This is a genomic window from Kribbella alba, assembly GCF_039529635.1.
In the GTDB taxonomy this organism is placed as follows: Bacteria; Actinomycetota; Actinomycetes; order Propionibacteriales; family Kribbellaceae; genus Kribbella; species Kribbella alba.
Window position 1 is genome coordinate 86,747 of the sequence record NZ_BAAANE010000005.1, and the last position, 23,651, is coordinate 110,397.

At 68.6% G+C, this 23,651-nt stretch carries 25 protein-coding genes; 9 read left to right on the plus strand and 16 right to left on the minus strand.

Annotation, left to right across the window (positions count from 1 at the left end; translation table 11 throughout):
* Nucleotides 1-57 precede the first annotated feature (57 nt).
* The 3 genes from ABD210_RS15625 to ABD210_RS15635 all read right to left on the minus strand — a co-directional run bounded on the left by ABD210_RS15625 (nucleotide 58) and on the right by ABD210_RS15635 (nucleotide 3,151).
* A complete protein-coding gene (locus ABD210_RS15625) occupies nucleotides 58-1,071 on the minus strand; it encodes an iron-siderophore ABC transporter substrate-binding protein (protein WP_344112159.1) in 1,014 nt (337 codons plus the stop codon).
* Nucleotides 1,072-1,247: 176 nt separating this feature from the next.
* Nucleotides 1,248-1,925, minus strand: coding sequence for a response regulator (locus tag ABD210_RS15630; protein ID WP_344112160.1), 678 nt, complete (start codon nucleotides 1,923-1,925; stop codon nucleotides 1,248-1,250).
* Nucleotides 1,922-3,151, minus strand: coding sequence for a sensor histidine kinase (locus ABD210_RS15635; protein WP_344112161.1), 1,230 nt, complete (start codon nucleotides 3,149-3,151; stop codon nucleotides 1,922-1,924). Before ABD210_RS15635 ends, ABD210_RS15630 begins: the two co-directional genes overlap by 4 nt.
* 238 nt (nucleotides 3,152-3,389) lie before the next feature.
* Between ABD210_RS15635 and phoU the strand changes: the two genes are divergently transcribed.
* Nucleotides 3,390-4,097: a phosphate signaling complex protein PhoU gene (gene phoU, locus ABD210_RS15640; protein ID WP_344112162.1), complete on the plus strand. Its 708-nt coding sequence runs from the start codon at nucleotides 3,390-3,392 to the stop codon at nucleotides 4,095-4,097.
* 86 nt (nucleotides 4,098-4,183) lie between these two features.
* Here the strand turns inward: phoU and ABD210_RS15645 are convergent, their stop codons facing one another.
* Genes ABD210_RS15645 through mshA form a run of 3 tightly spaced genes read right to left on the minus strand, consistent with a single transcriptional unit; the run spans nucleotide 4,184 to nucleotide 6,745 of the window.
* Nucleotides 4,184-4,930 (minus strand): phosphoglyceromutase, encoded by a 747-nt coding sequence (locus ABD210_RS15645; protein ID WP_344112163.1) that lies wholly within the window; start codon nucleotides 4,928-4,930, stop codon nucleotides 4,184-4,186.
* A gap of 9 nt (nucleotides 4,931-4,939) precedes the next feature.
* A complete protein-coding gene (locus ABD210_RS15650) occupies nucleotides 4,940-5,428 on the minus strand; it encodes a type III secretion system chaperone family protein (RefSeq protein ID WP_344112164.1) in 489 nt (162 codons plus the stop codon).
* Nucleotides 5,429-5,452: 24 nt separating this feature from the next.
* Nucleotides 5,453-6,745 (minus strand): D-inositol-3-phosphate glycosyltransferase, encoded by a 1,293-nt coding sequence (gene mshA / locus ABD210_RS15655; RefSeq protein ID WP_344112166.1) that lies wholly within the window; start codon nucleotides 6,743-6,745, stop codon nucleotides 5,453-5,455.
* 87 nt (nucleotides 6,746-6,832) lie between these two features.
* On the opposite strand from mshA, the gene ABD210_RS15660 reads away from it, so the two are divergent.
* The gene (locus ABD210_RS15660) at nucleotides 6,833-7,582 is read left to right on the plus strand and encodes an SDR family NAD(P)-dependent oxidoreductase (RefSeq protein ID WP_344112167.1); all 750 of its coding nucleotides are present in this window, start codon (nucleotides 6,833-6,835) and stop codon (nucleotides 7,580-7,582) included.
* Between the two features lie 200 nt (nucleotides 7,583-7,782).
* Here the strand turns inward: ABD210_RS15660 and ABD210_RS15665 are convergent, their stop codons facing one another.
* The gene (locus tag ABD210_RS15665; RefSeq protein ID WP_344112168.1) at nucleotides 7,783-8,418 is read right to left on the minus strand and encodes a TetR/AcrR family transcriptional regulator; all 636 of its coding nucleotides are present in this window, start codon (nucleotides 8,416-8,418) and stop codon (nucleotides 7,783-7,785) included.
* Between the two features lie 287 nt (nucleotides 8,419-8,705).
* Between ABD210_RS15665 and typA the strand changes: the two genes are divergently transcribed.
* Nucleotides 8,706-10,568: a translational GTPase TypA gene (typA, locus tag ABD210_RS15670; protein WP_344112169.1), complete on the plus strand. Its 1,863-nt coding sequence runs from the start codon at nucleotides 8,706-8,708 to the stop codon at nucleotides 10,566-10,568.
* A 124-nt stretch (nucleotides 10,569-10,692) separates the two neighbouring features.
* Nucleotides 10,693-11,262, plus strand: a complete 570-nt coding sequence (locus tag ABD210_RS15675; protein WP_344112170.1) for a L,D-transpeptidase — start codon at nucleotides 10,693-10,695, stop codon at nucleotides 11,260-11,262.
* Nucleotides 11,263-11,318: 56 nt separating this feature from the next.
* Here ABD210_RS15675 and ABD210_RS15680 read toward each other — a convergent pair whose 3' ends face one another.
* Nucleotides 11,319-11,813, minus strand: coding sequence for an O-acetyl-ADP-ribose deacetylase (locus ABD210_RS15680; protein WP_344112171.1), 495 nt, complete (start codon nucleotides 11,811-11,813; stop codon nucleotides 11,319-11,321).
* Between the two features lie 189 nt (nucleotides 11,814-12,002).
* Between ABD210_RS15680 and ABD210_RS15685 the strand changes: the two genes are divergently transcribed.
* A complete protein-coding gene (locus ABD210_RS15685; protein ID WP_344112173.1) occupies nucleotides 12,003-12,824 on the plus strand; it encodes a L,D-transpeptidase family protein in 822 nt (273 codons plus the stop codon).
* A gap of 131 nt (nucleotides 12,825-12,955) precedes the next feature.
* Here ABD210_RS15685 and ABD210_RS15690 read toward each other — a convergent pair whose 3' ends face one another.
* From ABD210_RS15690 to ygfZ, 5 genes are all read right to left on the minus strand, one after another.
* Entirely contained in the window at nucleotides 12,956-13,309 is a 354-nt protein-coding gene (locus ABD210_RS15690) for a DUF2516 family protein (protein ID WP_344112174.1), read from the minus strand.
* A 103-nt stretch (nucleotides 13,310-13,412) separates the two neighbouring features.
* A complete protein-coding gene (locus ABD210_RS15695; RefSeq protein WP_344112175.1) occupies nucleotides 13,413-13,940 on the minus strand; it encodes a hypothetical protein in 528 nt (175 codons plus the stop codon).
* 71 nt (nucleotides 13,941-14,011) lie between these two features.
* Nucleotides 14,012-14,545 (minus strand): helix-turn-helix domain-containing protein, encoded by a 534-nt coding sequence (locus ABD210_RS15700; protein WP_344112176.1) that lies wholly within the window; start codon nucleotides 14,543-14,545, stop codon nucleotides 14,012-14,014.
* Nucleotides 14,546-14,808: 263 nt separating this feature from the next.
* On the minus strand, nucleotides 14,809-15,810 hold the full coding sequence (locus tag ABD210_RS15705; RefSeq protein ID WP_344112178.1) for an asparaginase: 1,002 nt from the start codon (nucleotides 15,808-15,810) through the stop codon (nucleotides 14,809-14,811).
* 73 nt (nucleotides 15,811-15,883) lie between these two features.
* Nucleotides 15,884-16,879, minus strand: coding sequence for a CAF17-like 4Fe-4S cluster assembly/insertion protein YgfZ (gene ygfZ / locus ABD210_RS15710; RefSeq protein ID WP_344112179.1), 996 nt, complete (start codon nucleotides 16,877-16,879; stop codon nucleotides 15,884-15,886).
* 107 nt (nucleotides 16,880-16,986) lie between these two features.
* On the opposite strand from ygfZ, the gene ABD210_RS15715 reads away from it, so the two are divergent.
* On the plus strand, nucleotides 16,987-17,811 hold the full coding sequence (locus ABD210_RS15715) for an LLM class flavin-dependent oxidoreductase (protein ID WP_344112180.1): 825 nt from the start codon (nucleotides 16,987-16,989) through the stop codon (nucleotides 17,809-17,811).
* 200 nt (nucleotides 17,812-18,011) lie between these two features.
* Here the strand turns inward: ABD210_RS15715 and ABD210_RS15720 are convergent, their stop codons facing one another.
* Entirely contained in the window at nucleotides 18,012-19,406 is a 1,395-nt protein-coding gene (locus ABD210_RS15720; RefSeq protein WP_344112182.1) for a cation:dicarboxylate symporter family transporter, read from the minus strand.
* Between the two features lie 165 nt (nucleotides 19,407-19,571).
* Between ABD210_RS15720 and ABD210_RS15725 the strand changes: the two genes are divergently transcribed.
* A complete protein-coding gene (locus tag ABD210_RS15725) occupies nucleotides 19,572-20,828 on the plus strand; it encodes a sensor histidine kinase (protein ID WP_344112183.1) in 1,257 nt (418 codons plus the stop codon).
* A complete protein-coding gene (locus ABD210_RS15730) occupies nucleotides 20,821-21,501 on the plus strand; it encodes a response regulator (protein WP_344112185.1) in 681 nt (226 codons plus the stop codon). The genes ABD210_RS15725 and ABD210_RS15730 overlap by 8 nt, the downstream gene beginning before the upstream one ends.
* Before the next feature lie 17 nt (nucleotides 21,502-21,518).
* On the opposite strand, the gene ABD210_RS15735 is transcribed toward ABD210_RS15730, so the two are convergent.
* The gene (locus ABD210_RS15735; protein WP_344112186.1) at nucleotides 21,519-22,013 is read right to left on the minus strand and encodes a heme-binding beta-barrel domain-containing protein; all 495 of its coding nucleotides are present in this window, start codon (nucleotides 22,011-22,013) and stop codon (nucleotides 21,519-21,521) included.
* Between the two features lie 161 nt (nucleotides 22,014-22,174).
* Here ABD210_RS15735 and ABD210_RS15740 point away from each other — a divergent pair, with 161 nt between their 5' ends.
* A complete protein-coding gene (locus tag ABD210_RS15740; protein ID WP_344112187.1) occupies nucleotides 22,175-22,537 on the plus strand; it encodes a DsrE family protein in 363 nt (120 codons plus the stop codon).
* A 183-nt stretch (nucleotides 22,538-22,720) separates the two neighbouring features.
* Here the strand turns inward: ABD210_RS15740 and ABD210_RS15745 are convergent, their stop codons facing one another.
* Nucleotides 22,721-23,551 carry a beta-keto acid cleavage family enzyme gene (locus tag ABD210_RS15745; protein WP_344112189.1) on the minus strand — a complete coding sequence of 277 codons (831 nt, stop codon included), beginning with the start codon at nucleotides 23,549-23,551 and terminating at the stop codon, nucleotides 22,721-22,723.
* Between the last annotated feature and the right edge of the window lie 100 nt (nucleotides 23,552-23,651).

The window sequence follows — 23,651 nt, forward strand, 5'->3', positions numbered from 1 at the left end:
CTGGGGTGGCACCGCCCGTAGTTCGCGGCAGGCGGTACGCAGTACGGGGCAGTGGGGTCAGGACGCGGCCTGGGCGGCCTTGGAGAGGCCCGGGAGGATCTTGTTCAGAACCCAGGGGACACTCAACACGCTGACCGCGCTCATCCCCGAGATGACCTGCTGGTCCGTCATCAGGTAGGCGCTGCCCTTCTTCACCGCACCGAGCGAGGCGTAGACGGGGTCGGCGGCGAACTTCTCCGGGGTGGAGCCGTCGATGTAGCCGACCACCACGTCCGCGTCGACATCGGTGAGGTTCTCCTTGCTGATGGTGACGGCGAACTCCTTCTTGGCGTTCTTGGCTTCCAGCGCGTCGACGCCGGGCGAGTTCACAAACCCCAGCTCATTCAGGATCTGCACCCGCGGGTCTCCCGGCATGTAGACGTAGTCGTCGGCGCCGTAGGACACGATCGACAGCGTCTTGCCCTTGAACTCGGGGTGCTCGGCCGCAGCCTTGGCGGTGAGGTCCTTGATCCCGCGCACGAGCTTGTCCGCCTCGGCCGACTTGCCCAGCGCCTTGCCGATCAGGGTCGTCTGGTCCTGCCAGGTGGTCTGCCACGCGGCGCCGGGGTAGGCGACAGTCGGCGCGATCTCCGACAGCTTCGTGTAGGTCGCCTTGTCGAAGCCCTCGTACGGCGCCAGGATGACGTCCGGGCGCAGCGCGGCGACCTTCTCGAACGGGATGCTGTCGATGGTGTCCAGCAGCGTCGTCTTGGCGGGGTCGAAGTGCTCGGTGTCCCACGCGGTCGTACCCGCCGGCGTCGGGCCGTACGTCACCTTCGGCATGCCGACCGGCGTCTCCCCCAGCGCGTACACGACGTCCTGGGCGTTCCACCCGAGCGTGACGATCCGCTCGGGCTTCTTCTCGATCGTGGTGTCGCCGAACGTGTTCTTCAACGTGACCGGGAACCCGGCGGACGCACCCGAGGCAGGCGTGGCCTGCTCGTCGGCATCAGTGCCGCACGCGGCCAACGTGGTCGCGACCAGCACGGTGGCCACCCCGAGCACGGCGATTCGGGTACGGGACCAGGACATGACGGATCTCCTTAGCTTGCTGTTACCTCAACTAAGGACAGCCTAAGCTAAGTAGGTGCCTCCGTCTCACGCCGGAGGGTGTGAGCGCCGACTCACCTGGCCGCGGCCTTGTGGGAAATGCCGTCGGAGTCCCGCTGGTGGGTTCTGCGTGCGGATCGTGCGGATCGGGATACGGGTCAGGACTCGAACTTGTAGCCGAGGCCGCGGACGGTGACCAGGTGGGCTGGGTTCGAGGGGTCCTTCTCCAGCTTGGAGCGGAGGCGCTTCACGTGGACGTCGAGGGTTTTGGTGTCGCCTACATAGTCGGCGCCCCAGATCCGGTCGATCAGCTGGCCGCGGGTGAGGACCCGGCCGGTGTTGCGCAGCAGCATCTCGAGCAGCTCGAACTCCTTCAGCGGGAGCCGGATCTCGGCGCCTGACACCGTCACCACGTGCCGCTCCACGTCCATCCGGACAGGCCCGGCCTCCAGCGTGTCGGGCAGCAGCTCGACGTCCTGGCCGCGACGGAGTACGGCGCGAATGCGGGCCAGCAGCTCGCGCGGGCTGTACGGCTTGGTGACGTAGTCGTCGGCGCCCAGTTCGAGCCCGACCACCTTGTCCACCTCGGTGTCCTTGGCGCTGACGATGATCACCGGGACATTCCCGCGGCTGCGCAGCGCCCGGCACACCTCGGTGCCGGACAGTCCCGGCAGCATCAGGTCCAGCAGGACGATGTCGGCGCCGGCCCGGTCGTACTCGTCCAGCGCGTCCGGTCCGGTCTCCGCGACGGCGACCTCGAACCCCTCCTTGCGCAGGACGTACGACAACGCGTCGCTGTAGCTTTCTTCGTCTTCGACGACCAGCACTCGGGTCACGAAGCTGCCTCCTGGGTTGTAGACCGCTGGTGCTCTGACGGGGTCGGCGTCAGGTAGATGGCCGGCTCCCCCTGGATGGAAGAGTCGGTCGGTTCCCCGGTCGCGGGGTCCAGCCGCAACGGGAGTCGGACGGTGAAGGTGGATCCCTGGCCCTCGACGCTCCAGACCCGCACGTCGCCGCCGTGGATCGAGGCGATGTGCTTGACGATGGACAGGCCGAGTCCGGTCCCACCCGTCTCACGGCTCCGGGCCCGGTCGACCCGATAGAACCGTTCGAAGATGCGTTCCAGGTCGCTGCTCGGAATCCCCACGCCCTGATCGCTGACGGTGATCTCGACCAGGTCCCCGATCGGGTGCGCGGCGACCGCCACCCGGGTCCCGTCGGGGCTGTAGTTGACCGCGTTCTCGACCAGGTTGCCGATCGCGATGGCCAGCTGGTCCTCGCTGCCCATCACCTCGAGAGCGGGGTCGGTCTTCACCACCAGGTTGATGTCGCGGTCCTCCGCGTCCACCCGGCAGCGGTCCACCGCCTGCTCGACCACAGCTGTCACGTCGACCGGGCCGGGGTTCTCCAGCGGGTCGTCGCCCTGCAGCCGGGACAGCTCGATGATCTCCTTGACCAGCCGGCTCAGCCGGGAGGCCTCGACCCGCATCCGGCGGGAGAACCGCTGCACCGCCTCCGGGTCGTCGGACGCCTCCGAGACGGCGTCGGCCAGCAGGATCAGCGCGCCGATCGGGGTCTTCAGCTCGTGGCTGACGTTCACCGTGAAGTCGCGGCGGATCGCGTCCAGCCGGCGCTCCCGGGTCCGGTCCTCGACCAGCACCAGGACCAACTGGCTGCCGAGCGGAGCCACCCGGGCACTCACGTACTGCGTGGCGCCGAGCCGGCCGCGGACGATCTCCAGGTCGCGCTGGCGGATCTCCCCGTCCCGGCGGACCGCGCGGACCATGTCGAGCAGGTCGTCGGCCACCAGCCGCTCACCCCGGACGATCCCGAGCACGTGCGCGGGGGCGCTTGCCTGGAGCACCTGGTCCTCGGGGCCCATCACCACGGCCGACGACCGCAGTACGGACAGCACGGTCGCCACTCCGGTGGGCACGATCGGGTCCGGCGACTCCGGCACCTTGTGCTGAGCACGTTCGCTGAGCATCAGCGCACCGAGCGAAAGCAGGGCCAGGGCCGCGCCGATGACGCCGCCCAGCACCGCAGCCAGCGTGGGGTCCACGGCACTGATGCTACGCGGGCAACCAGCAGGGAAAGACCGAATGAGCACCGGATGACCGGAACACGACCTAACTGTTCATCGGCCGTTCACCACTCGTCGCCAACCGGCAACCTGGGCGGCCTACCGTCCACGGTGAGCGGGCGTGACTTCCACGGTGGGCGGGTACTTTGCCACGGGTGGGCACAGGAAGCGCCCGCCCGCCAGCAGGACCGCACACCACAGATCGGAAGCAGACACGATGCGCGACACCTACCACGAGCAGCTCGACGACATCCTCGTCGAGCTCGAACGGATGACCCGGACGGTGTCCACCGCCGTACGACGTTCGACCAACGCGCTGCTGCAGGCCGACATCCGGCGGGCCGAGGAAGTCATTGCCGCCGACATCGAGCTGGACGCGGCGGGCGAGGGCGTCGAGGAGAAGGTCTTCGAGCTGATGGCCCGGCAGGCCCCGGTCGCGAACGAGCTGCGGATGCTGGTGGCGGCGCTGCGGATGGTCGCCGATCTCGAGCGGATGGGCGACCTGGCCGCGCACGTGTCGAAGATCGCCCGGCTGCGCTACCCGGCGCCCGCGATCCCGACCGAGCTGAACGGCGTGATCGAGGAGATGGGCGCCGTGGCGGGCCGGATGGTCGACGGCGCCGGTGACGTGATCAGGTCCCGCGACATCGACGCGGCCGCCAAGCTGGAGGCCGTCGACGACGAGATGGACAAGCTGCGCAGCAACCAGTTCCGGCTGATGATGGACGACTCCTGGCCGCACGGCGTCGAGGTCGCGGTAGACATCGCGCTCCTCGGCCGGTACTACGAGCGGATCGCCGACCACGCCGTCTCGATGGCCCGCCGGGTCGTCTACCTGGTCACCGGCGAGCTCCCGGTCGCCATCGGCGGCACCGCGGCCGGCTCCGGCGCCGGCGCGTCCGCCCCCTCCCCGAACGGCAAGTGAGCACCGAACGGCAACTGAGCAGCTCGATCAAGGAAGCCCTCGGCAACCAGCTGGTCGTCGAGGGCTTCTTGCTGTCCTGAAGGGGCTCAGCGGCCCTGGTTCTTGACGGCTTCGATGGCGGCTGCGGCGGCCTCCGGGTCGAGGTATTCGCCGCCCTTGGTGATGGGGTGGAAGTCCTCGTCGAGCTCGTAGTAGAGCGGCACGCCGGTCGGGATGTTCAGCCCGACGATGGTCTGCTCGTCGATGTTGTCGAGGTGCTTCACCAGCGCGCGCAGGGAGTTGCCGTGCGCGGTGACCAGGACGGTCCGGCCCGCGCGCAGGTCCGGCACGATCGCGTCGTACCAGTAAGGCAGCATCCGCTCGACGACGTCCTTGAGGCACTCCGTTGCCGGCAGCAACTCAGGCGGCAGTCCGGCGTACCGCGGATCGCCTGCCTGGTCGAACTCGGAGCCGCGCTCGATCGGCGGCGGCGGGGTGTCGTAGGAGCGGCGGAACAGCATGAACTGCTCCTCGCCGAGCTCCTCCAAGGTCTGCTTCTTGTCCTTGCCCTGCAGGGCGCCGTAGTGGCGCTCGTTCAGCCGCCAGGACCGGCGGACGTCGATCCACTGGCGCTCGGCCTCTTCGAGGACGATGTCCGCGGTGCGGATGGCGCGACGCAGTACCGAGGTGTGCAGGACGTCCGGGAGCAGGCCGCGCTCGAGCAGCAACTGCCCGCCGCGGTGCGCTTCCTCGACGCCCTGGGCGTTCAGGTCGACGTCGACCCAGCCGGTGAACAGGTTCTTGGCGTTCCAGTCGCTGTGGCCGTGACGGAGCAGGATCAGGCGGTAGGTCATAGCGACAGCCTATCGAGGCTCCAACCAGCCCTTGAACGCGTCCAGGTTCCGGGTGGACTCGCCGCGGGACAGGCGCCACTCGTATTCCTTGCGGATGGACGTGGCGAACCCCAGCTCCAGGATGGTGTTGAACGAGGAGTCGGCGTATTCGAGCACCGCGCCGAGCAGCCGGTCCACCTCGACCGGGGTGATCGCGTGCAGCGGGACCCGGCCGTCCAGGTGGATGTCGCCCATGTGGTCGACCGCGAAGGCGACGCCGTACATCTTCAGGTTCCGCTCGAGCAGCCAGCGGTACACGGCCTCGTGGTTCTCGTCCGGCCGCCGGGCCACGAACGCGTGCACCTGGACGGCCTGGCTACCCACCGTGAGCGTCACCGTGGTCTTCAGCTTGCGCTCCCCGGGCAGGTCGGCGGTGAACGCGCCGGGCGTCGCCTCGGTGAAATCCAGGTCGTTCTCGGTCAGCACCTGGCGGATCACGTCCGCGGCCGACACCCTCATCCGCCTACCTCTCCCTCGGGGGACTCATCTGACCGCCTCCGCGGCCAGCTCCGCTGCCATCGTCTCCTGCGCCGTCCGGTACGCCGCCAGGGTCTTCTCGGCGGTCAGCTCCCAGCCGAACCCCCGGGCGTGTTTGACCGCGGCCTGGCTCATGCTCTCGCGGGTCGACGGATCCGTCGCGATCCGTCGCAGCGCGTCGGCGAAGTCGTCGACGTCGTGGCCCCGCACGAGCAGCCCGGTGGTGCCGTCGCAGATCGCCGTCGTCAGCCCACCAACGGCCGCCGCGACCACCGGCGTCCCACAGGCCTGCGCCTCCAAGGCGACCAGCCCGAAAGACTCGGAGTACGACGGTACGCACACGACCGAGGCGGCCCGGTACCAGTCCGCGAGCCCGGCACGTGCCATCGGCTTCACGAACCGGGTGACATCGTCGACGTGCAGCGCCCGGGCCAGTTCCTCATGGGACTCGGGGCGTTCCATGCCGTTGCCGGAGGGTCCGCCGATGATCGCGACCACCAGGCGGTCCCGGATCGACGGGTCCCGCTGGAGCATCCGGGCCGCCGCCCTGATCAGGATGTCCGGCGCCTTCAGCGGCTGGATCCGCCCGACGAAGGCGAGCACGATCGCGTCCTCCGCCACCCCGACGGCTCGGCGCGCTGCCGCTTGGTCGCCCGGGCCGAACACGTCCAGATCGACCCCTGGGTTGACCACCCCGACCTTCGCGGGCTGTGCGCCGTACAGGGTGATCAGTTCCTGGGCCTCGTCCTCGGTGTTGGCCAGCAGGCGGTCGGCGGCCTCGACGACCTGCTCCTCGCCGATCAGCCTGGCCGCCGGCTCTGGTACGTCGTCGTCCGCGAGGCTGGCGTTCTTCACCTTCGCCATCGTGTGCATGGTGTGCACCAGGGGCACGGCCCAGCGGTCCCGGGCGAGCAGGCCGACCTGGCCGGACAACCAGTAGTGGGAGTGGATCACGTCGTAGTACCCGGGCTCGCGGATCGCTTCAGCGCGCAGTACGGCGCGGGCGAACGTACAGAGCTGGGCCGGGAGCTCGTTCTTGGACAGGCCTTCGTACGGGCCGGCGGCCACGTTGCGGACGGTGACGCCGGGCAGCAGCTCGACCTTCGCGGGCAGCGCCGAGGAGGTCGCGCGGGTGAAGACGTCCACCTCGATACCGAGATCCGCGAGGCGCTTCGACAACTCCACCACGTAGACGTTCATCCCGCCCGCGTCACCGGTGCCGGGCTGGTCCAGCGGGGAGGTGTGCAAACTGATCATCGCGACCCGCCGGAGAGGACGGTCGGCGGAGGGTTGAGTCACGTGGTCAGCGTAACTCCGGCGCCCTGACGGCGTTCGGGCGTGAGACGGGTTGCCGGGAAGGGCAGCAGGTTTGCCAGACTCAGGGGTATGTCTTCAACTGACCGTCCACTCGCCGTCGTCACCGGAGCCAGCAGCGGGATCGGGGCCGCCTCGGCCCGCAGACTCGCCCGGGAGGGTTTCGAGGTGGTCTGCGCCGCCCGCCGGCTGGACCGGATCGAGGCACTCGCGAAGGAGATCGACGGCCGTGCCATCCAGTGCGACGTGACGTCCGCCGAGGATGTCGCGGCGCTGGCTGAAGCGGTCGGCGACCAGGTGAACCTGCTGGTGAACAACGCGGGCGGCGCGTTCGGCTTCGAGCCGGTCGCGGAGGCGGACCTGGACGCGTGGCGGCGGATGTACGAGGTGAACGTGATCGGTGTCGCCGCGGTCACCAAGTCGTTGCTCCCGGCCCTCATCGCCGGGGAGGGCCAGATCATCGTGATGGGGTCCACCGCCGGCCAGGTCGCCTACGAAGGCGGTGGCGGGTACGTGGCGGCCAAGCACGCGGTCAAGGCAGTCGTGGACACTCTGCGGTTGGAGCTGTACGACCAGCCGGTCCGCGTCTGCGAGATCGCGCCGGGCATGGTGAAGAGCGAGGGATTCGCCCTCACCCGCTTCGAAGGCGACCAGGCCAGGGCCGAGGCCGTCTACGCAGGCGTCGCGGAACCCCTCACCTCCGACGACATCGCGGACATCGTCGCCTGGGTCGCCACCCGTCCCGCCCACGTCAACATCGACCGCCTCACCGTCCGCCCTCGAGCCCAGGCCGCCCAGCACAAGGTCCACCGCGTCCAGTAGATAGGCCCGGGACGACAGACGCGGGACCGCCGACAACAACTGGGGTCCGTGAACAGGAACTGGTGACCGTGGACAAGAAATGTCTTGTCCGAGGTCCCGCGTCCTTGTCCGAACCCACGTCTTCTGGCCTCCCCCGCGTCATTCCGCCGGACCAAAGGGGTTCGGCTGCTTTGCGCTCCGGGGGCGGACGGTCGGGCGGGCTATTCGGCGCGGAGGCGGGTTACCGGTGGGGACGAGATGGGGAGGGGCGTGGCGGGGTCGGGGAGGTTGTAGCCGCGGTGCAGGCGACGGCGGATGGACTCGACCGGGAAGGTTCCAGGGTAGATCGTCATCTTGACGGTGACGCCCTCCAAGGTTGCCCTGAGCAACATTTCCTCGACGGCGGGATCGGCGGCGCCGCGCTCGGCGAAGATGGCGCGGATCGCGTCCTCGACCTGGGACAGCCGGACCGTCTTGTCCGCCTCGACCTGGGCGAAGACCGGGTGGGTGGCCGGCTGCATCATCAGTGAGATCGCCAGCCGCTGCACGGGCAGAGTGGTCGCCGCCGCCATCAGGGCGCCATCGATGATGCCCGCGAGCCGCTCGTCCGCGGTGCCCGGGAGGTCGAGGATCGCGGCGATGCCGTCCAGCCAGCGGTCCAGCAGTTCCGCAGCCAGCCGCTCCTTGCTGGTGAAGTAATAGGTGACCAGCCCGCGGGACACCCCGGCCCGCTCGGTGACATCCGAGATCGACGCGGCCTCGTACCCCTTCTCGGCGAAGACCTCCAGGGCCGAGGAGAGGATGCGTTCGCGGGACTTCTCCCGCAGTTCCTGATTTGCCGTGACAGAGCGTGGCAAGCTGATCGCTGCCCTTTCGTTCCGGGCCAGGCCCCCGGGATGGGCCGAGCAACCCCCCACGGACACTCGGCAACCCCGGGGTCGACCCCACTCCCCCGACGCAGACCACTGGATTCGGGCCCGTCTATAGACTGTACGGACAGCGAACGAATGTCAAAGGCTCAACCGGTTTCGGGAACACCGTCTGTCACCGGTACCATGGAGCGGCTGCGCTCTGCAGACTGGCAGGTACAACCGCCGCAGCCACCGCCTGGCTACCTCATCAATTTTGCTTGGAGCGCTTCCGCATGCCCCTCCGTAATGATCTGCGCAACGTGGCCATCGTGGCCCACGTCGACCACGGGAAGACCACCCTGGTCGACGCGATGCTGTGGCAGTCCGGCGCGTTCGGAGCCCACCAGCACGTCGACGAGCGCGCAATGGACTCCGGCGACCTGGAGCGGGAGAAGGGCATCACCATCCTCGCCAAGAACACCGCGGTCCGGCACAAGATGGCCAACGGCGAGCAGATGACGCTCAACATCATCGACACCCCCGGCCACGCCGACTTCGGTGGCGAGGTCGAGCGCGGTCTGTCGATGGTGGACGCGATCGTGCTGCTGGTGGACGCCTCCGAGGGCCCGCTGCCCCAGACCCGCTTCGTACTGCGTAAGGCGCTGGCGCGGAAGATGCCGGTGATCCTGGTGGTGAACAAGGTGGACCGCCCGGACGCGCGGATCGCCGAGGTCGTCGACGAGACCTACGAGCTGTTCCTGGACCTGCTGGACCACGACGCGGACCAGAGCGCACTCGACTTCCCGGTCGTGTACGCGTCCGCCCGGGCCGGTCGCGCCTCGCTGAACCAGCCGGAGGACGGCGGCATGCCGGACTCCGACGACCTCGAGCCGCTGTTCGAGACGATCCTCGCGAACGTGCCGGCCCCGGAGTACACGGAGGGCGCGCCGCTGCAGGCGCACGTCACCAACCTGGACGCCTCGCCGTTCCTCGGCCGGCTCGCGCTGGTCCGGGTGCACGAGGGCACCCTGAAGAAGGGCGCGCAGGTCGCTTGGTGCAAGCACGACGGTTCGATCCAGCGGGTCAAGATCACCGAACTGCTGGTCACCGAGGCGCTCGAGCGGGTCCCTGGCGACTCGGCCGGGCCTGGTGACATCGTCGCGATCGCGGGCATCCCGGAGATCATGATCGGCGACACGCTGGCCGACCCGGACGACCCCAAGCCATTGCCGTTCATCACCGTGGACGAGCCGGCCATCTCCATGACCATCGGCACCAACAGCTCGCCGCTGGCCGGCCGGGTCAAGGGCACCAAGGTCACCGCCCGCCTGGTCAAGGACCGCCTCGACCGCGAACTGGTCGGCAACGTGTCGATCAAGGTGCTGCCGACCGAGCGTCCGGACACCTGGGAGGTCCAGGGCCGTGGCGAGCTGGCGCTGGCCATCCTGGTGGAGCAGATGCGCCGCGAGGGCTACGAGCTGACCGTCGGTAAGCCGCAGGTGGTCACCCGGGAGATCGACGGCAAGCGGCACGAGCCGGTGGAGCGCCTCACCATCGACTGCCCGGAGGAGTACCTCGGCACGGTCACCCAGCTGCTCGCGGTCCGCAAGGGGCGGATGGAGCAGATGACCAACCACGGCACCGGCTGGGTCCGGATGGAGTTCCTGGTGCCGGCGCGTGGCCTGATCGGCTTCCGCACTGAGTTCCTCACCGACACCCGCGGCACCGGTATCGCGCACCACGTCTTCGAGGGCTACGAGCCGTGGTTCGGCGAGCTACGCACCCGCCCGTCGGGCTCGCTGGTGTCCGACCGGACCGGCGCCGCCACGTCGTACGCGATGGTGAACCTGCAGGAGCGCGGCACGATGTTCTGCGAGCCGGGCACCGAGGTGTACGAGGGCATGATCGTCGGCGAGAACTCCCGCGCCGACGACATGGACGTCAACATCACCCGCGAGAAGAAGATGACGAACGTCCGCTCGAACGCGGACGAGTTCGAGAAGCTGGTGCCGGCACGCAAGCTGTCGCTCGAGCAGTCGCTGGAGTTCTGCCGCGAGGACGAGTGTGTCGAGGTCACCCCGGATGCCATCCGGATGCGTAAGGTCGCGCTGACCCAGATCGAGCGCGCGAAGCTGGGCCGCAAGAGCAAAGCCTGATCGGTGGTTGCTGACCCGATTGGTCGATCCGGCGGGGAGAAAGTTTCGGATCGTTACCAACCGGGTGGACTGCCACGGCGTCTACCTAGTGAAAAGCACACAGTTGGGGGAAGGGAAAAAGGACATGGGCATTCTGCGGAAGCTCGGCGCCACCACGACGGCCGTCGCGATGCTGGGGGTGGGGGTCTTCACCGCCGCAACAACGGCTGGTGCCGCGGCACCCGTCGCCAAGGCTGCGGCGGTAGCGCCCAAGGCTGTCGTGGCGCCGAAGGTCGCGACGAAGTCGACGGCAGCGACCGTGCTCGTGCCGGGCAAGCTGCGGCTGGACAAGCGCTGCATGACCGGCCGGATCATCTGCATCAACAAGAAGACCCGCAAGGTGGCCTTCATGGTCAACGGCAAGCCGCTCGCGGTCGGCGACGCTCGCTTCGGCGCTGCGCGGACGCCGACCCGGAACGGTATGTTCAAGGTCTACCGCAAGTCGAAGAACCACGTCTCGTCGATCTACAAGTCGCCGATGCCGTACGCGATGTTCTTCAGCGGTGGCCAGGCGATCCACTACTCGGCCGACTTCCGCGCCCGCGGCTACAACGGCGCGTCGCACGGCTGCGTGAACATGCGTGACAAGAACAAGATCGCGTGGATCTTCGCCCGGGTGAAGATCGGCGACAGGGTCCTGGTCTACAACGCCTGAGCAACAGCAGAAGTACGTCCGCGGCGGTCGGGTTCTCCCGGCCGCCGCGGTTTCGTTTACGCCAGGGCGTTCGAGAATGCCTGGTAGAGCCGTGGTTCCACCAGACAGAACGTCGCCTCCCGCACCTCGGTCGGCGTACCGAGCAGCGTCTGTACTGCGATGTCGGCCGCCGATTGCGCGGGCCAGCCATAGATTCCGGCCGAAACGGCGGGGAGCGACAGCCGCCGTACGCCGAGTTCGTCTGCTACCCGCAGCGCGTTGCGGTAGCAGGACTCGAGCAGGGCAGGATCGCGTTGGCCGGCCGTGTAGTTCGGCCCGACCACATGAATCACGTACTCCGCGGGCAGGTCACCCGCCGTCGTCCAGCCTGCCTGGCCGGTCGGAAGGCCGTGCGGGTATCTCGCGATGCACTCGGCCAGGATCGCCGGCCCGCCCGCGCGGTGGATCGCGCCGTCCACCCCACCGCCTCCGCGCAGGGCATGATGGGCAGCGTTGACGATCGCATCCGTCGGCACGGTGGTGATGTCGGCGGTGCTCAGCACGATCTCCATCGACGTTCTCCCTAGAGCTGTGGATCAGGTCACGAAGTGCGCACAGCGGGTGACCCTGTTGTGTTCTGCAACTTACGCTGCGCCCCCGCCGGGATACAGTCTGGTGACGGCACCCGCCCGGGGCCAACCAGCAGGTCTGTGAGGGCGTCCCACTCGCTGTAGGGGACAGATCGACCACGAGAGGTTCGGATGCGCGCGCAACGCTTGTTCCGCAGGGTTCTGGCCGTCCGTCACGTGCTGGCCGCAGCCGTCGTCACGGCTGCGATCGCCGGGCTGACCGGGACCGGAATGGCTGCTTCCGCGACGCCGTCCTCGACCGCCGATCTGAAGACAGTGCCGTTCGAGGTGAGCGGCGAACTGCCGATCTACCCGAAGGCCCTGTGGCGCAACGGTTCCAGCGGTGCGGACGTGCGCAAGGTGGAGGCGCGGCTGATCCAGCTGAAGCTGCTCGACAAGCAGTACCTGGACAACTCGTTCGGCACGATGACCCGGTCCGCGGTGAAGAAGTTCCAGACCAGCCACGGGATTCCGCCGCTGGGCTACGTCGACCAGAACACCTTGACCAAGCTCACGACTGCCACCCACGAGCCCACCCAGACCGAGTTGTTCCCGCCGGCGCCGGTTGTCGACGGCAAGAAGCTCGATCAGCGTTGCGCGACCGGCGTCGCCCTGTGCATCGACAAGACCACCCGGAAGCTGCGGTACGTGGTCGACGGGACCGTGAAGCTGACGATGGACGTCCGCTTCGGCGCCAAGGCAACGGCGACCCGCGAAGGCGGCTTCACCGTCGGCTGGAAGAGCCGCGACCACGTCTCCACGCTGTACGACTCGAAGATGCCGTTCGCGATGTTCTTCAGCGGAGGCCAGGCCGTGCACTATTCGTCCGACTTCGCCGCCCGCGGCTACAGCGGTGCCTCGCACGGCTGCGTCAACGTCCGCGACCTGACCAAGATCAAGGTCCTCTTCGACCAGGTCCACGTCGGCGACAAGGTCGTCGTCTACCGCTCCTAGCTCTAACCTGCGTCGCTCGCGGCTGCGTCGCTCGCGGCTGCGGCTCTCAGTTGCGGCTGGCGGTTGCCTCTCTCAGTTGCGTCCGAAGACCAGTGGGGCAGGCCCCGTGGATCTTCGGACGCAGGAGGTTGTCAGAGCGGGCGGGGGCCGCGGCGGCGGCGGATCGCGCCCCAGCCGCCCCGGCCTCGGCCGGCGGCGGCTCGCAGCGCCGGGCGGGCGTCGACGAGGTAGACACCGGCCGCGACGATTCCGATCAGGCCGAAAAAGCTCAACCAGCTCTGGAAGATGTGCGACAGGGTGAAGGTGGCCAGGATGAGCACCCAGCCGGGCTTGGTGAGCTTGTCGGCGGCGACGAACACTGCGCGGGGGCGGAAGGCGGCATCGAGCAACGCGACCAGCTTCAGGCCGAGCAGCACCCACCAGATGACGTCGATCGGATTCGCGAACCCATGCAACAGGGTCGGGAACGTGGCGAGTGGGAGCATGCCTACGAGCCTAACGCAGGCCGCGGGTGGCCCACCGCTGCCGAGTGGCAGATCTGGACCACCCGCGCCGGTGGTGTCACGGCCGAGGGCCGCGGAACTACTCTCAGTCGCCGACCTTGGAGGCCGCGGTCGAGGCCGCCTTGCCTGCAGTCTTCGCGGTCTTGCGGGCGCTGGTGGCCGTTGCCTTGACGTTGCTGGTGGCGGTGTCGGCGGTCTTGCGCGCGGTGGTGCGGGTGGCCTTGGCCTTGCTCACCGTGGTCTTGGCCTGCGCGACCAGGTCCTCGGTGGCCTTCTGCTTGCGGATCCGGGTGACGATCTCCTTGCCGCGGACGCCGAGGTCGTCGTAGGTCTCCTCGGCCTGGCCGAGCACGGTGGTCAGACCGGCCTGGGCGACGGCCGGCAGCTCGCGGAGCTTGGCGGGCACGGTCTTGGCGTCGGCGGCGAGCGCCTCGAGGCGCTTGCTCAGCTCGGCCTGGCGCTTGGTCAGCTCGGTCTGCAGTGTCGACTGCAGCGTCTTCTGGTCCAGCTTGGCGACGCGGCTGGTCACGTCGTCGCTGACCGCGCGGAACTTCTCCACGGCCAGGTCGCCGGCACCGGCGATGACGTACAGCGGTGAGGTACGGGTTGCCATCAGGCATCTCCTAGAACATTGGTTTCAGCGGGGTCTGTCCTATCGGGTACTGCGACTACTCGGTGGTGCGACTACTTGGTGGTGCGTTTTCTTGCAGGGGTCTTCTTGGCGGCCGGCTTCTTCGCCTGTGCGGCCTTCGCGGTTGCCTCAGCCTGGTCGGTGGCGGCCTTGCCGACAGTCTCTTGGGCGGCTGCTTCGGCGGCTGCGGCCTGCGCAGGCGTCGCGGCGGCCGCGGTGTCGGGCGTGTTCTCACGGACGAACGAGGCGTACACGTCCAGCAGGACGCGCTTCTGCCGCTCGTTCAACGCCGGGTCGAGCAGCACCGCGTCGACCACTCCCGACGCCCGCCGGGCGCCGTCCGAGCTGTCGTCCGGATCGAGAATGCCGGCCCGTACGTACAGGGTCTCCGCGGAGATCCGCAAAGCCTTCGCGAGCTGCTGCAGCACATCGGCCGACGGTTTCCGCAGGCCGCGCTCGATCTGGCTGAGATACGGGTTCGACACACCTGCCAGATCGGAGAGCTGCCGCAACGACAGCTGAGCGTGCCGACGCTGCTCGGCGAGGTACTCCCCCACCGAACCGACACGATCACCCAATCTGGCCATGCCCCCAGTGTGCTAGCAAGGTGCTTGCAATTGCAAGCAGCCACCGCGTGAGGCCAGTCACCCGTACTACGAACGCTGCGTGGCCGGTTGCTTTGTCGGCGACGCGCCCCCTGCTGGTCGATCAGCGAAGACCGGCCCGCGGTGGTGGTTCAGCAAAGCGCGGCAGGCGGTGGTGGTGGTGCAGGGGAAGCGCGGCAGGCGGTGGTTGGTCAGGAAAGCGCGGCCGGCGGTGGTTGGTGCGGAAAGCGGCCGGCGGTGGTTGGTCAGCCGAAGAGAGTTGGGGACGCGTGGACGGAGCCGACCTGGATGCCGCCGCCGAGGAGGGGCAGCTGGGCCTGGGTGTCGATGACCTCGTTGTCGATACCGAGGTGCTTCAGCACCGCCGCCATCACGACGGCGCGGGCTCGGAAGGCGCCGTCCTCGACCTTCACCGCGATTCCACGGCCGTCCGCGAGCCCGAGCGCGTAGACACTCTCGGCACCCGCCTTGCAGAACAGGCCGGGCACCGACCGCATCAGGGCGGCCTCGTCACGCCTACTCCCGCTGGCGTACTCGGGATGCGTGCGGTAGGCGGTCGCGATCCGTTCTTCCAGCGAACCGGGAGCCGCCGAGGCGAACAGTCCGAACGAACGGGCCAGCCCGGCCAGGCTGATCGCGAGCAGCGGAGCCCCGCAACCGTCGACCGCGACATACGAGGCCTTCTCACCGGCCGAGTCCTCGATCGCGGTCCGGATCGCCTTCTGCACAGGGTGTTCCGGCGAGCGGTAGTCGTCACGTCCCCACACCGCGTCGGGGCTCTTGGCCAGCGCGTCGTCGTGGATCGGCCAGCCGTTCAGCACGGAGGTGGCGATCATCGCAGCGTGCTTGCCGGAGCAGTTCATGGTGATCGACTCGACGACGTGACCGGCCCGGACCCACTGGTCCCGCGCCTGTTCGTCGATCGGGTACGCCGGGGGCGTGCGCAGGGCTGACTCGTCCAGGCCGACGCCCGCCAGGATCCGCCGTACGCCGTCGAGGTGGAACTCCTCGCCCGAGTGGGACGCACCGGCCAGCGCGAGGAGTTCGCCCTCGAGGTTCAGTCCGCTGCGGAGCATGCCGAGTGCCTGCATGGGCTTGTTCGACGAGCGCGGGAACATCGGCTGGTCCACCACGCCGACCGACCACTCGACGGTCCCGTCCGGGGCGGTCACCACAACAGAGCCGCGGTGATGGCCCTCCACGAATCCGCTGCGGACGACATCGGCGACGATCACAGGTTCGGTCACGGCCGTACCCTAGGCGACCCGGGCTGACTCCAAGCCCGCTGTCCAGAAAGGCCACGGCACAAGGTGGTCTACCTCACATCCGGGCCCGGACGTGCAGGCCGACCTCGGGGTCGACGAGCACTTCCTGGGTGGCGGTGACCGTCGGCCGGTCCTCGGCGACGACCTCCAAGACCGCCTCGGGATCCACCGAGCGCTTCACCAGCGCGAGCGCGATCGGGCCGAACTCGTGGTGCCGTGCGGCCGAGCCGATGAAGCCGACCTGCTTGTCACCCGCCCGCACCGCGTATCCGTGCGCAGGAAGGTGATCCACAGATCCGTCCAGGTGCAGGCGAACCAGTCGGCGCGGCGGCCGACCCAGGTTGTGCACCCGCGCGACGGTCTCCTGACCTCGGTAGCACCCCTTCTCGAGGTGGACCCCGACGCCGATCCAGGTGACCTCGTTCGGGATCGTGCGTTCGTCCGTGTCGAGCCCGAGTCGTGGCGCACCGGCCTCGATCCGCAAAGCCTCATATGCCCAGACGCCCGCGGCAGGGCCCTCCAGAGCAGCCAACTCGGCCCGGGGCAGGAAGAGCTCATGCCCGCCGAGCGAATCCGCGGCGCTGCGGGTCAGCGGCCCGTCAGCCGGAGCCGGCCCCGGACGCCAGACGATCGCGTAGTCGTCGGTGACGTCGGTGATCTCGACGCGGGACATGAAGATCATCTTCTGCAGCCACTCCACCAGCGCAGCGGCGGCGCCCGGCTCCGTGTGCAGCCAGAAGGTCTCGCCGTCGTCGATGCCGTACATGACGTGTTCGACGTGTCCGGTGGGAGACAGCAGCAGGGCCGTGGTCGACGTGCCAGGCCTCATGCCCTCGAAGTACTGGGATGTCAGTGCGTGCAGCCAGGTGAGGCGGTCCGGGCCGGTGATGGTGACCACTTCGCGGTGCGAGAGGTCGACAAAGCCCCGGCCCGCGGCGAGGGCACGCTGCTCGCGGAGATCCGACCCGTAGTGGGCGGCCACCCCGGCGTCGAGTCCGTCGGCCTCGACCGCACCCGGCAGATCCAGCAGGGGGCTGCGCTTCAGTGACATATCACCAGAGTACGTCCATCGGCGTAGGCCGAACGCCTCCGCTGGTGGGATGTGGACGACCCCGGGCCGGACCAGGCTGGAAGCACTACCAGCAAGAGGAGACAACGATGACTGACAGGCGATTCCGGTTCGGTGTGGTCGCGAGTCCGGACCGCGGCCCTGAGGCTTGGCAGACGACCGTACGCCGGGCTGCCGAGCTCGGGTACTCGACCATCTTGATGCCGGACGGACTCCAACTGCTGTCGCCGTTCCCGTCGCTTGCAATGGCCGCGACCACCGCGGATATCCGGGTCGGCACCTTCGTCGCGGCGGCCCCGCTACGCCCACCGCGAGCGGCTGCGTGGGATGCCCACACGCTGACGGTGCTCACCAACGGCCGGTTCGAGTTCGGCATCGGCACAGGCCGGCCGGTGGTCGAGCAGTTCGCGGCTGAGCTGGGCCTGCCGTTCGGGTCCGCGAAACAACGCCGGGACCAGGTCCGGGAGACGCTCGACCAGTTGGCGAAGCTGGACGGCGACCGGCACACACCGATCATGCTGGCCGCGGGCGGACCGCGGACCCTCGCACTGGCTGCTTCGCGGGCCGACATCGTGTCGTTGGCCAAGGCAGCGATGACACCGCGCGAGGAGGTCGTCCAGTTGGCGCGGGAGCTCCGCGAGCTGGCGGGACCGCGAGCAGACGACATCGAGCTGGCGATGAACCTCTTCGCCGCCGGCAACGGGGAACTGCCGCCCTGGACCAAGCAGGCAGCCGGCGTTGATGCGGCCACGCTCGCCGCGAGCGATTCGCTGATGCTGCTGCGCGGAACACCGCAGGAGATGGCGGACGAGCTGCTGCGGCGCCGTGACGAGTTCGGCGCCTCCTACATCAGCGTCAACTCGACCTACCTCGAGGAACTCGCCCCGGTCGTGGAGAAGCTCGCCGGTCAGTGAAACCCGCGGAGGGAATCCGCCGCGGCCCGGCGCCCCGCAGTACGGGCTGGTCGTGGAGCCGGACGCCCCGCAGTACGGGCTGGTCGTGGGGGCCGTCCGGCCAGCAGTACGGGCTGGTCGTGGGACAGAAAGCACGCTGCCCGGCAGCTCCCGGCGGAAGGGGGAGCTGACAGGCAGCGTGGAGGGGTGGGACAGGTGGACTAGCGGGCCGCCGGGCCTGCGTCGACGGACGCGGGTTCGGCGGTTGCCGGAGTGGTCTCCGGGACGTCGCCCGCGTGGGTGTCGCCGGCGGCGAAGGCGGCCTCGTCGAACGGGTCTTCGCCGGCGAAGACCTGCTTGGCCTGGTCCTTGTCGAACGCGCCGACCCAGTGACCGACCAGCACCGTCGCTACCGCGTTGCCAGCGAAGTTCGTCAGTGCCCGGGCCTCCGACATGAACCGGTCGATGCCGACGATCAGCCCGACGCCGTCGAGCAGCTCCGGCCGGTGCGACTGCAGCCCGCCGGCCAACGTCGCCAGGCCCGCACCGGTGACCCCCGCCGCGCCCTTCGAGGCCACGATCATGAACACCAGCAGGGAGATCTGCTGCCCGAGCGAGAACGGCTGGTTCATCGCCTCCGCGATGAACAAGGACGCCATCGTCAGGTAGATCGCGGTGCCGTCCAGGTTGAACGAGTAGCCGGTCGGGACGGTGATGCCGACCACCTGCTTGGAGACGCCGAGGTGCTCCATCTTGCCGATCAGCCTTGGCAGCGCGGTCTCCGACGACGAGGTGGACACGATCAGCAGGAACTCCCGGCCGAGGTACTTCAGCAGCTGGAAGATCGAGATCCCGGTGGCCAGCCGGAGAATGGTGCCGAGGACGACGATCACGAAGAGCAGGCAGGTGATGTAGAAGGCGATCATGATCTTGCCGAGGCTGACCAGCGCGTCCCAGCCGGTCGCGCCGACAACAGCCGCGATGGCACCGAAGGCGCCGATCGGCGCGGCCCACATGATCATGGACAGCACCTTGAACATCAGCCGCTGGATGTGGCCGATGCCGTTCAGGATCGGCTGGCCGCTGCGGCCCATGGCCTGCAGGGCGAAGCCGATCAGCAGCGCCACGAAGACGGTCTGCAGCACCTGGCCCTCGGTCAGCGCGGACAGGATCGTCTTGGGGATGATCCCGAGGAGGAAGTCGGTGGTGCCTTCGTGCGCGCCTGCGGCCTGCTGCTGGCCGGTCTGACGCAGCTTGTCGGTCAGATTCAGGCCGGCCCCGGGCTGGACGAGGTTGCCGACCACCAGGCCGATGGCCAGCGCGACCGTCGACATCACCAGGAAGTAGACGAGCGCCAGACCGCCGACCTTCCCGACACTGGCGGCCTGCCGGACCGAGCCGATGCCGAGCACCAGGGTGCAGAAGATGATCGGGCTGATCATCATCTTGATCAGGTTCACGAATCCGGTGCCGAGCGGTTTCAGCTCGACTGCGAAGTCCGGGAACAGGAAGCCGACGCCGATCCCCAGGAGTACGGCGACGATGACGGCTATGTAGAGGAAGTGGGTCCGGTCGTTGCGGACCGGCGTCGGTCGGGGTGCGGTCGTGCTCGACATGGTTGCTCCTGAGGGGGACAGCTGGAACAGAGCGGGCGGCTGGGTTCTCAGTAACTGTGACGTGACGCACAGCGGAACTGCGTATTTCGTTCATATCGTTCGTGGCCGTCAGCCGCATCACGGCGCGCGGCGACCAGTGGGGGCACTGGTGTGCAGAATGTCGGCATGAAACGACGGCCGTCCGAGCTGCGGCGCCAGGTGCTCTGGTTGCAGTCCGTCACGGTCATGGTGCTGATCACGATGGTCTGGATCACGCTGATCAGCCGGGCCCGGTCCCAGGCCGACCGGGACGCCGCCGCGGCCGGGGTGCGGCCGGCCGGCTGGTGGGACGTGATCGAGCCCGACCTTCGCTCGATGCTCGGAATCGCCAGCCTGATTCTCGGCGTGGCCATCGCCGGCAACGCGCTGGTCACCTGGCGGGTCCGGCGGGCCACCCGCGGGATGGGAACGCAGTCGCTCGCCTGGATGCTCGACTTCTACGAAGGAGTCCTGCGTGCTGCTCGCGAGGGCTTGCTGCTGGTGGATACGCACGGCCGGATCCAGCTGGTCAACGACGAGGCCCGCCGCCTGCTTGGGCTGCAACAGGTGCCACCCGGCACCGCTATCGAGGACCTCCACCTACCCGCTGCCCTGTCGGAACTGCTCGGCGCCGGACGGACGGCGTACGACGAACTGCACCTCGGCGCTGAGGGGGTCGTGGTGGTGAACCAGCAGCCGGCGCGGTCCGGCCGGATCATCACCCTGCGCGACCACACTCAGCTGCAGGCCCTTCTCGGTGAGCTGGACGCCGTGCGGAGTCTGGCCGAGTCGTTGCAGGCGCAGAACCATGAGGCGTCGAACCGGCTGCACACGGTCGTCAGCCTGATCGAGATCGGCCGGCCCGAACGCGCCCGGGAGTTCGCGGTGTCCGAACTCCAGTTCGCGCAGGCGATGACCGATCGCGTCGTCGGTACGGTCGGTGATCCGGTGCTCGCGTCCCTGCTGCTCGCCAAGCTGGCCCAGGCGCAGGAGCGCGGCGTGCTGCTGACGTTGGAGCTCGGCTCCGAGGCCCTGAACACCCGACTGCCCGCGCAAGACGTGGTCACCGTGGTCGGCAACCTGCTCGACAACGCGATGGAGGCCGCCCGCGGCGGACCAGCCCCGCGCCGCGTCGAACTGAAGGCCAGTACTACGGCTGACGCGATCGACCTGGCGGTCACCAACACGGGCGCCGAGCTGGGAGCCACCGAACTGGCGCGGCTGTTCGAGCGCGGCTGGACCACCAAATCCGAACCAGGGCACGGACTCGGCCTCGTCCTGGTGCGCAGCGCGGTCGAACGCTGGCAGGGCACCTTGATGGTCGACCCCGACTCCGAGCTGGACGAAGTCCCCGCTCTGACCGTCCGCGTCCGCCTCCCCCGGGCGGTGAGCGCCGGTGCCTGAGTCGCTTCGCGTCCTGGTCGTCGAGGACGACCCGGTCGCCGCGGAAGCCCACCGGACCTATGTCGACCGCCTGCCCGGCTTCATCTGCATGGGAATAGCCGGTACTGCGGCCCGCGCGCTGCAGGTGCTCAGCCGGGACCAGGTCGACCTGGTTCTGCTGGACATGAATCTGCCGGACGGCCACGGACTGGACGTAGTACGGCGGATGCGTGCTGCGGGCAACCAGACAGACGTGGTGATGGTGACTGCCGCACGGGAGGTGGCGGCGGTTCAGGCGGCAGCGCGGATCGGGGTCGTGCAGTACGTGCTGAAGCCGTTTGCCTTTGAAACGTTGAGGGATCGGCTCACCGCATATGCACGGCAGCGGCGCGCGGTGGAGTCCGGCCAGGTGGTCGCGGACCAGGACGAGGTGGACCGCTTGTTGCATCCAGCAACGGTTTCGTCAGTACCGAAGGGACTGGCCGGGTCCGTGCTGGACCGGGTCGTGACGTTGCTCGGGGACCGCGAGGGATGGACCGCCGAGGAGGTCGCCGCATCGTTGGGGACCTCACGGATCACCGCACGGCGGTATCTGGAGCACCTGGCCGACCAGGGGCAGGCGCTGCGGACCCAGCGGTACGACGGCCGCAGCGGACGGCCGAAGGTGGAGTATTCCTGGGTCTCCGAGAGTTAGTGCCCGGACACGGGGCGCTAGGCCCGGATCAAGGTGGCCCAGAGGTGGGGCTGAAGGGGCTGTCCCTCGGCCGCCATGTCGTAGGCCCACATCAGCTCGCCGTTGACCAGGCCGTAGAGCCGGTGGCCGGCGCTGACCTCCTTCGCGGTGACCGTGCGGGCCACCACGTCGGTGCGCATCTCGATCTTGGCGCCCTCGATCTCGCCGTACCAGATCTCCGCGATGCCGGTCGGATGCGCGAGCACCACCTCGAGCTTGTTGTCCGGCTTCGGGCGCCAGAACCCGGTCTCGACCGCCAGTGGGCGCTCCTTGGTGCCGTCCTCGCCGACCACGTAGGTCTGGCTGACGTAGTGCAGGTAGGGCTTGCCGTTGTGGCTGAAGTCGATCTGCTGCCCGAACTCGAACTTCTCGATCGTCGGGTAGTCACCGTGTCCGCGACCCTCCCACCGGCCGAGCAGCCAGGCCAGCGGCATCAGGTCGGGGTGCAGGTCCTGCGGGATCTCGAAGGCCACGGTCTCAGCTCGCGCTGCGGCCGCGGTACAGCCGGTAGACGACGAATGCCGAGAACCAGCCCATGAACAGGGTGACGAGCACCAGCAGGGTGGTGAAGATGACATGGAGCACGTTCGTCAGTCTAGGGGATGCCGGCAGGCGCCTGAGCTACCGTGGGGTGATGTCCCGCACGCTGGTGATCAAGCTGACCGCAGGTGCCAAAGAACCCGAACGCGCGAACCAGGCCTTCACTGTTGCCGCGACCGCGGTGGCTTCCGGGGCCACGGTGTCACTGTGGTTGACCGGCGACGCGGTGTGGTTCGCCGTACCGGGGAAGGCGGAGGCGGTCGAGCTGCCGCATGCGGCACCGCTGGCGGACCTCGTGGACGCCGTACTGACCGGTGGGCAGCTGACAGTCTGCACGCAGTGCGCAAAGCGCCGCGACCTCGGCCAACCCGATCTTTTCCCGGGCACCCGGATCGCCGGGGCGCCGGCCTTCACCGAGGAGATCCTCGCCGACAACGCGCAGGCGATCGTCTACTGACGCCCTGAGCAGTCGGCCGTTCGCGAGCAGTAAGCCGCGACGGCCCTGGAGCTGTTCACCGGCTTCCTGAACACGCGCCAGTGGTATCCGTGGCCCTTCCCCTTCAAGCAAACGCGACTACTGGCGCGACTGGTTGTTGCTAGAGGCGACGATTGTGCTGATCGGCGTACTGGTGCTGGTGATTCAGTGCAGGCGCTTGACGTTCAGGAGGTCGCGAGCCTCGTCCGGGGACATCGGCGGACGCTGAGCCAGCGTGGCCAGCGACGCGGCCCGCTCGACGAGCTCGGCGTTGTGGGTGACCGGCTGCCCCTTGGCCAGGGTGAGGGTGTCCTCCATGCCGACGCGGAGGTGACCGCCCTTGGAGAGTGCGGCCAGCGCCACCGGCATGGTGGTCCGGCCGACTCCCGTGGCGGACCAGGAGGTAACGCCCTCGGGGAGACCGTTGACCGCGGCAACCAGCGCGTCCGGAGTACCGGGCATTCCGCCGGGGACGCCCATCACCAGGTCGCAGTGCACCTTGCCGCCATACGGGAGACCGAACTTGTCCAGCAGCCGGTGCAGCGCGGCGACGTGGCCGAGATCGAACAGCTCGAACTCCGGCACCACCTCGCGCTCCTGGGTGAGCCGGTAGAGCTCGGTCACGAACGGCCAGGGGTTCATGAAGACGTCGTCGCCGAAGTTGACCGTACCCATCGTCAGCGAACAGGAGTCGGGCGCGGCGTCGAGCACGCGCAGCCGGTGCTCGAAGGGGTCCGTCACCGCCCCGCCGGTCGACAGCTGCACGATCAGCGCGGTGTTCTCGCGCACCGCGGTCACGGTCTCAGCGAGCCGGCCCAGGTCCAGCGTCGGCCGGTGCTCGGCGTCGCGGATATGGATGTGGATCATCGCGGCCCCGGCGGCCTCGCAGCGCTTGGCGGTCTCCACCAGCTCGTCGAGCGTGGTGGGCAGCGCCGGACAGTCGGCTTTGGCGGTCTCGGCACCGGTCGGAGCAACAGTGATCAACGTCGACGTCATGAACGAATCGTGCCAGATGCGGGCCTCGAACGGGACATTCGGCGGCTGAGCGGCGCAAGAGCCGGACGATCTCCCGTCGCGGAGAGGTCGTGCGACCGGT

What these genes read in the sequence shown, in the direction of transcription:
- ABD210_RS15625 (WP_344112159.1), bottom strand. Translation starts at nt 1,071, where the DNA reads ATGTCCTGGTCCCGTACCCGAATCGCCGTGCTCGGGGTGGCCACCGTG.
- phoU (WP_344112162.1), top strand. Translation starts at nt 3,390, where the DNA reads ATGCGCGACACCTACCACGAGCAGCTCGACGACATCCTCGTCGAGCTC.
- ABD210_RS15645 (WP_344112163.1), bottom strand. Translation starts at nt 4,930, where the DNA reads ATGACCTACCGCCTGATCCTGCTCCGTCACGGCCACAGCGACTGGAAC.
- ABD210_RS15650 (WP_344112164.1), bottom strand. Translation starts at nt 5,428, where the DNA reads ATGAGGGTGTCGGCCGCGGACGTGATCCGCCAGGTGCTGACCGAGAAC.
- ABD210_RS15660 (WP_344112167.1), top strand. Translation starts at nt 6,833, where the DNA reads ATGTCTTCAACTGACCGTCCACTCGCCGTCGTCACCGGAGCCAGCAGC.
- typA (WP_344112169.1), top strand. Translation starts at nt 8,706, where the DNA reads ATGCCCCTCCGTAATGATCTGCGCAACGTGGCCATCGTGGCCCACGTC.
- ABD210_RS15675 (WP_344112170.1), top strand. Translation starts at nt 10,693, where the DNA reads ATGGGCATTCTGCGGAAGCTCGGCGCCACCACGACGGCCGTCGCGATG.
- ABD210_RS15680 (WP_344112171.1), bottom strand. Translation starts at nt 11,813, where the DNA reads ATGGAGATCGTGCTGAGCACCGCCGACATCACCACCGTGCCGACGGAT.
- ABD210_RS15685 (WP_344112173.1), top strand. Translation starts at nt 12,003, where the DNA reads ATGCGCGCGCAACGCTTGTTCCGCAGGGTTCTGGCCGTCCGTCACGTG.
- ABD210_RS15690 (WP_344112174.1), bottom strand. Translation starts at nt 13,309, where the DNA reads ATGCTCCCACTCGCCACGTTCCCGACCCTGTTGCATGGGTTCGCGAAT.
- ABD210_RS15695 (WP_344112175.1), bottom strand. Translation starts at nt 13,940, where the DNA reads ATGGCAACCCGTACCTCACCGCTGTACGTCATCGCCGGTGCCGGCGAC.
- ABD210_RS15700 (WP_344112176.1), bottom strand. Translation starts at nt 14,545, where the DNA reads ATGGCCAGATTGGGTGATCGTGTCGGTTCGGTGGGGGAGTACCTCGCC.
- ygfZ (WP_344112179.1), bottom strand. Translation starts at nt 16,879, where the DNA reads ATGTCACTGAAGCGCAGCCCCCTGCTGGATCTGCCGGGTGCGGTCGAG.
- ABD210_RS15715 (WP_344112180.1), top strand. Translation starts at nt 16,987, where the DNA reads ATGACTGACAGGCGATTCCGGTTCGGTGTGGTCGCGAGTCCGGACCGC.
- ABD210_RS15720 (WP_344112182.1), bottom strand. Translation starts at nt 19,406, where the DNA reads ATGTCGAGCACGACCGCACCCCGACCGACGCCGGTCCGCAACGACCGG.
- ABD210_RS15725 (WP_344112183.1), top strand. Translation starts at nt 19,572, where the DNA reads ATGAAACGACGGCCGTCCGAGCTGCGGCGCCAGGTGCTCTGGTTGCAG.
- ABD210_RS15740 (WP_344112187.1), top strand. Translation starts at nt 22,175, where the DNA reads ATGTCCCGCACGCTGGTGATCAAGCTGACCGCAGGTGCCAAAGAACCC.
- ABD210_RS15745 (WP_344112189.1), bottom strand. Translation starts at nt 23,551, where the DNA reads ATGACGTCGACGTTGATCACTGTTGCTCCGACCGGTGCCGAGACCGCC.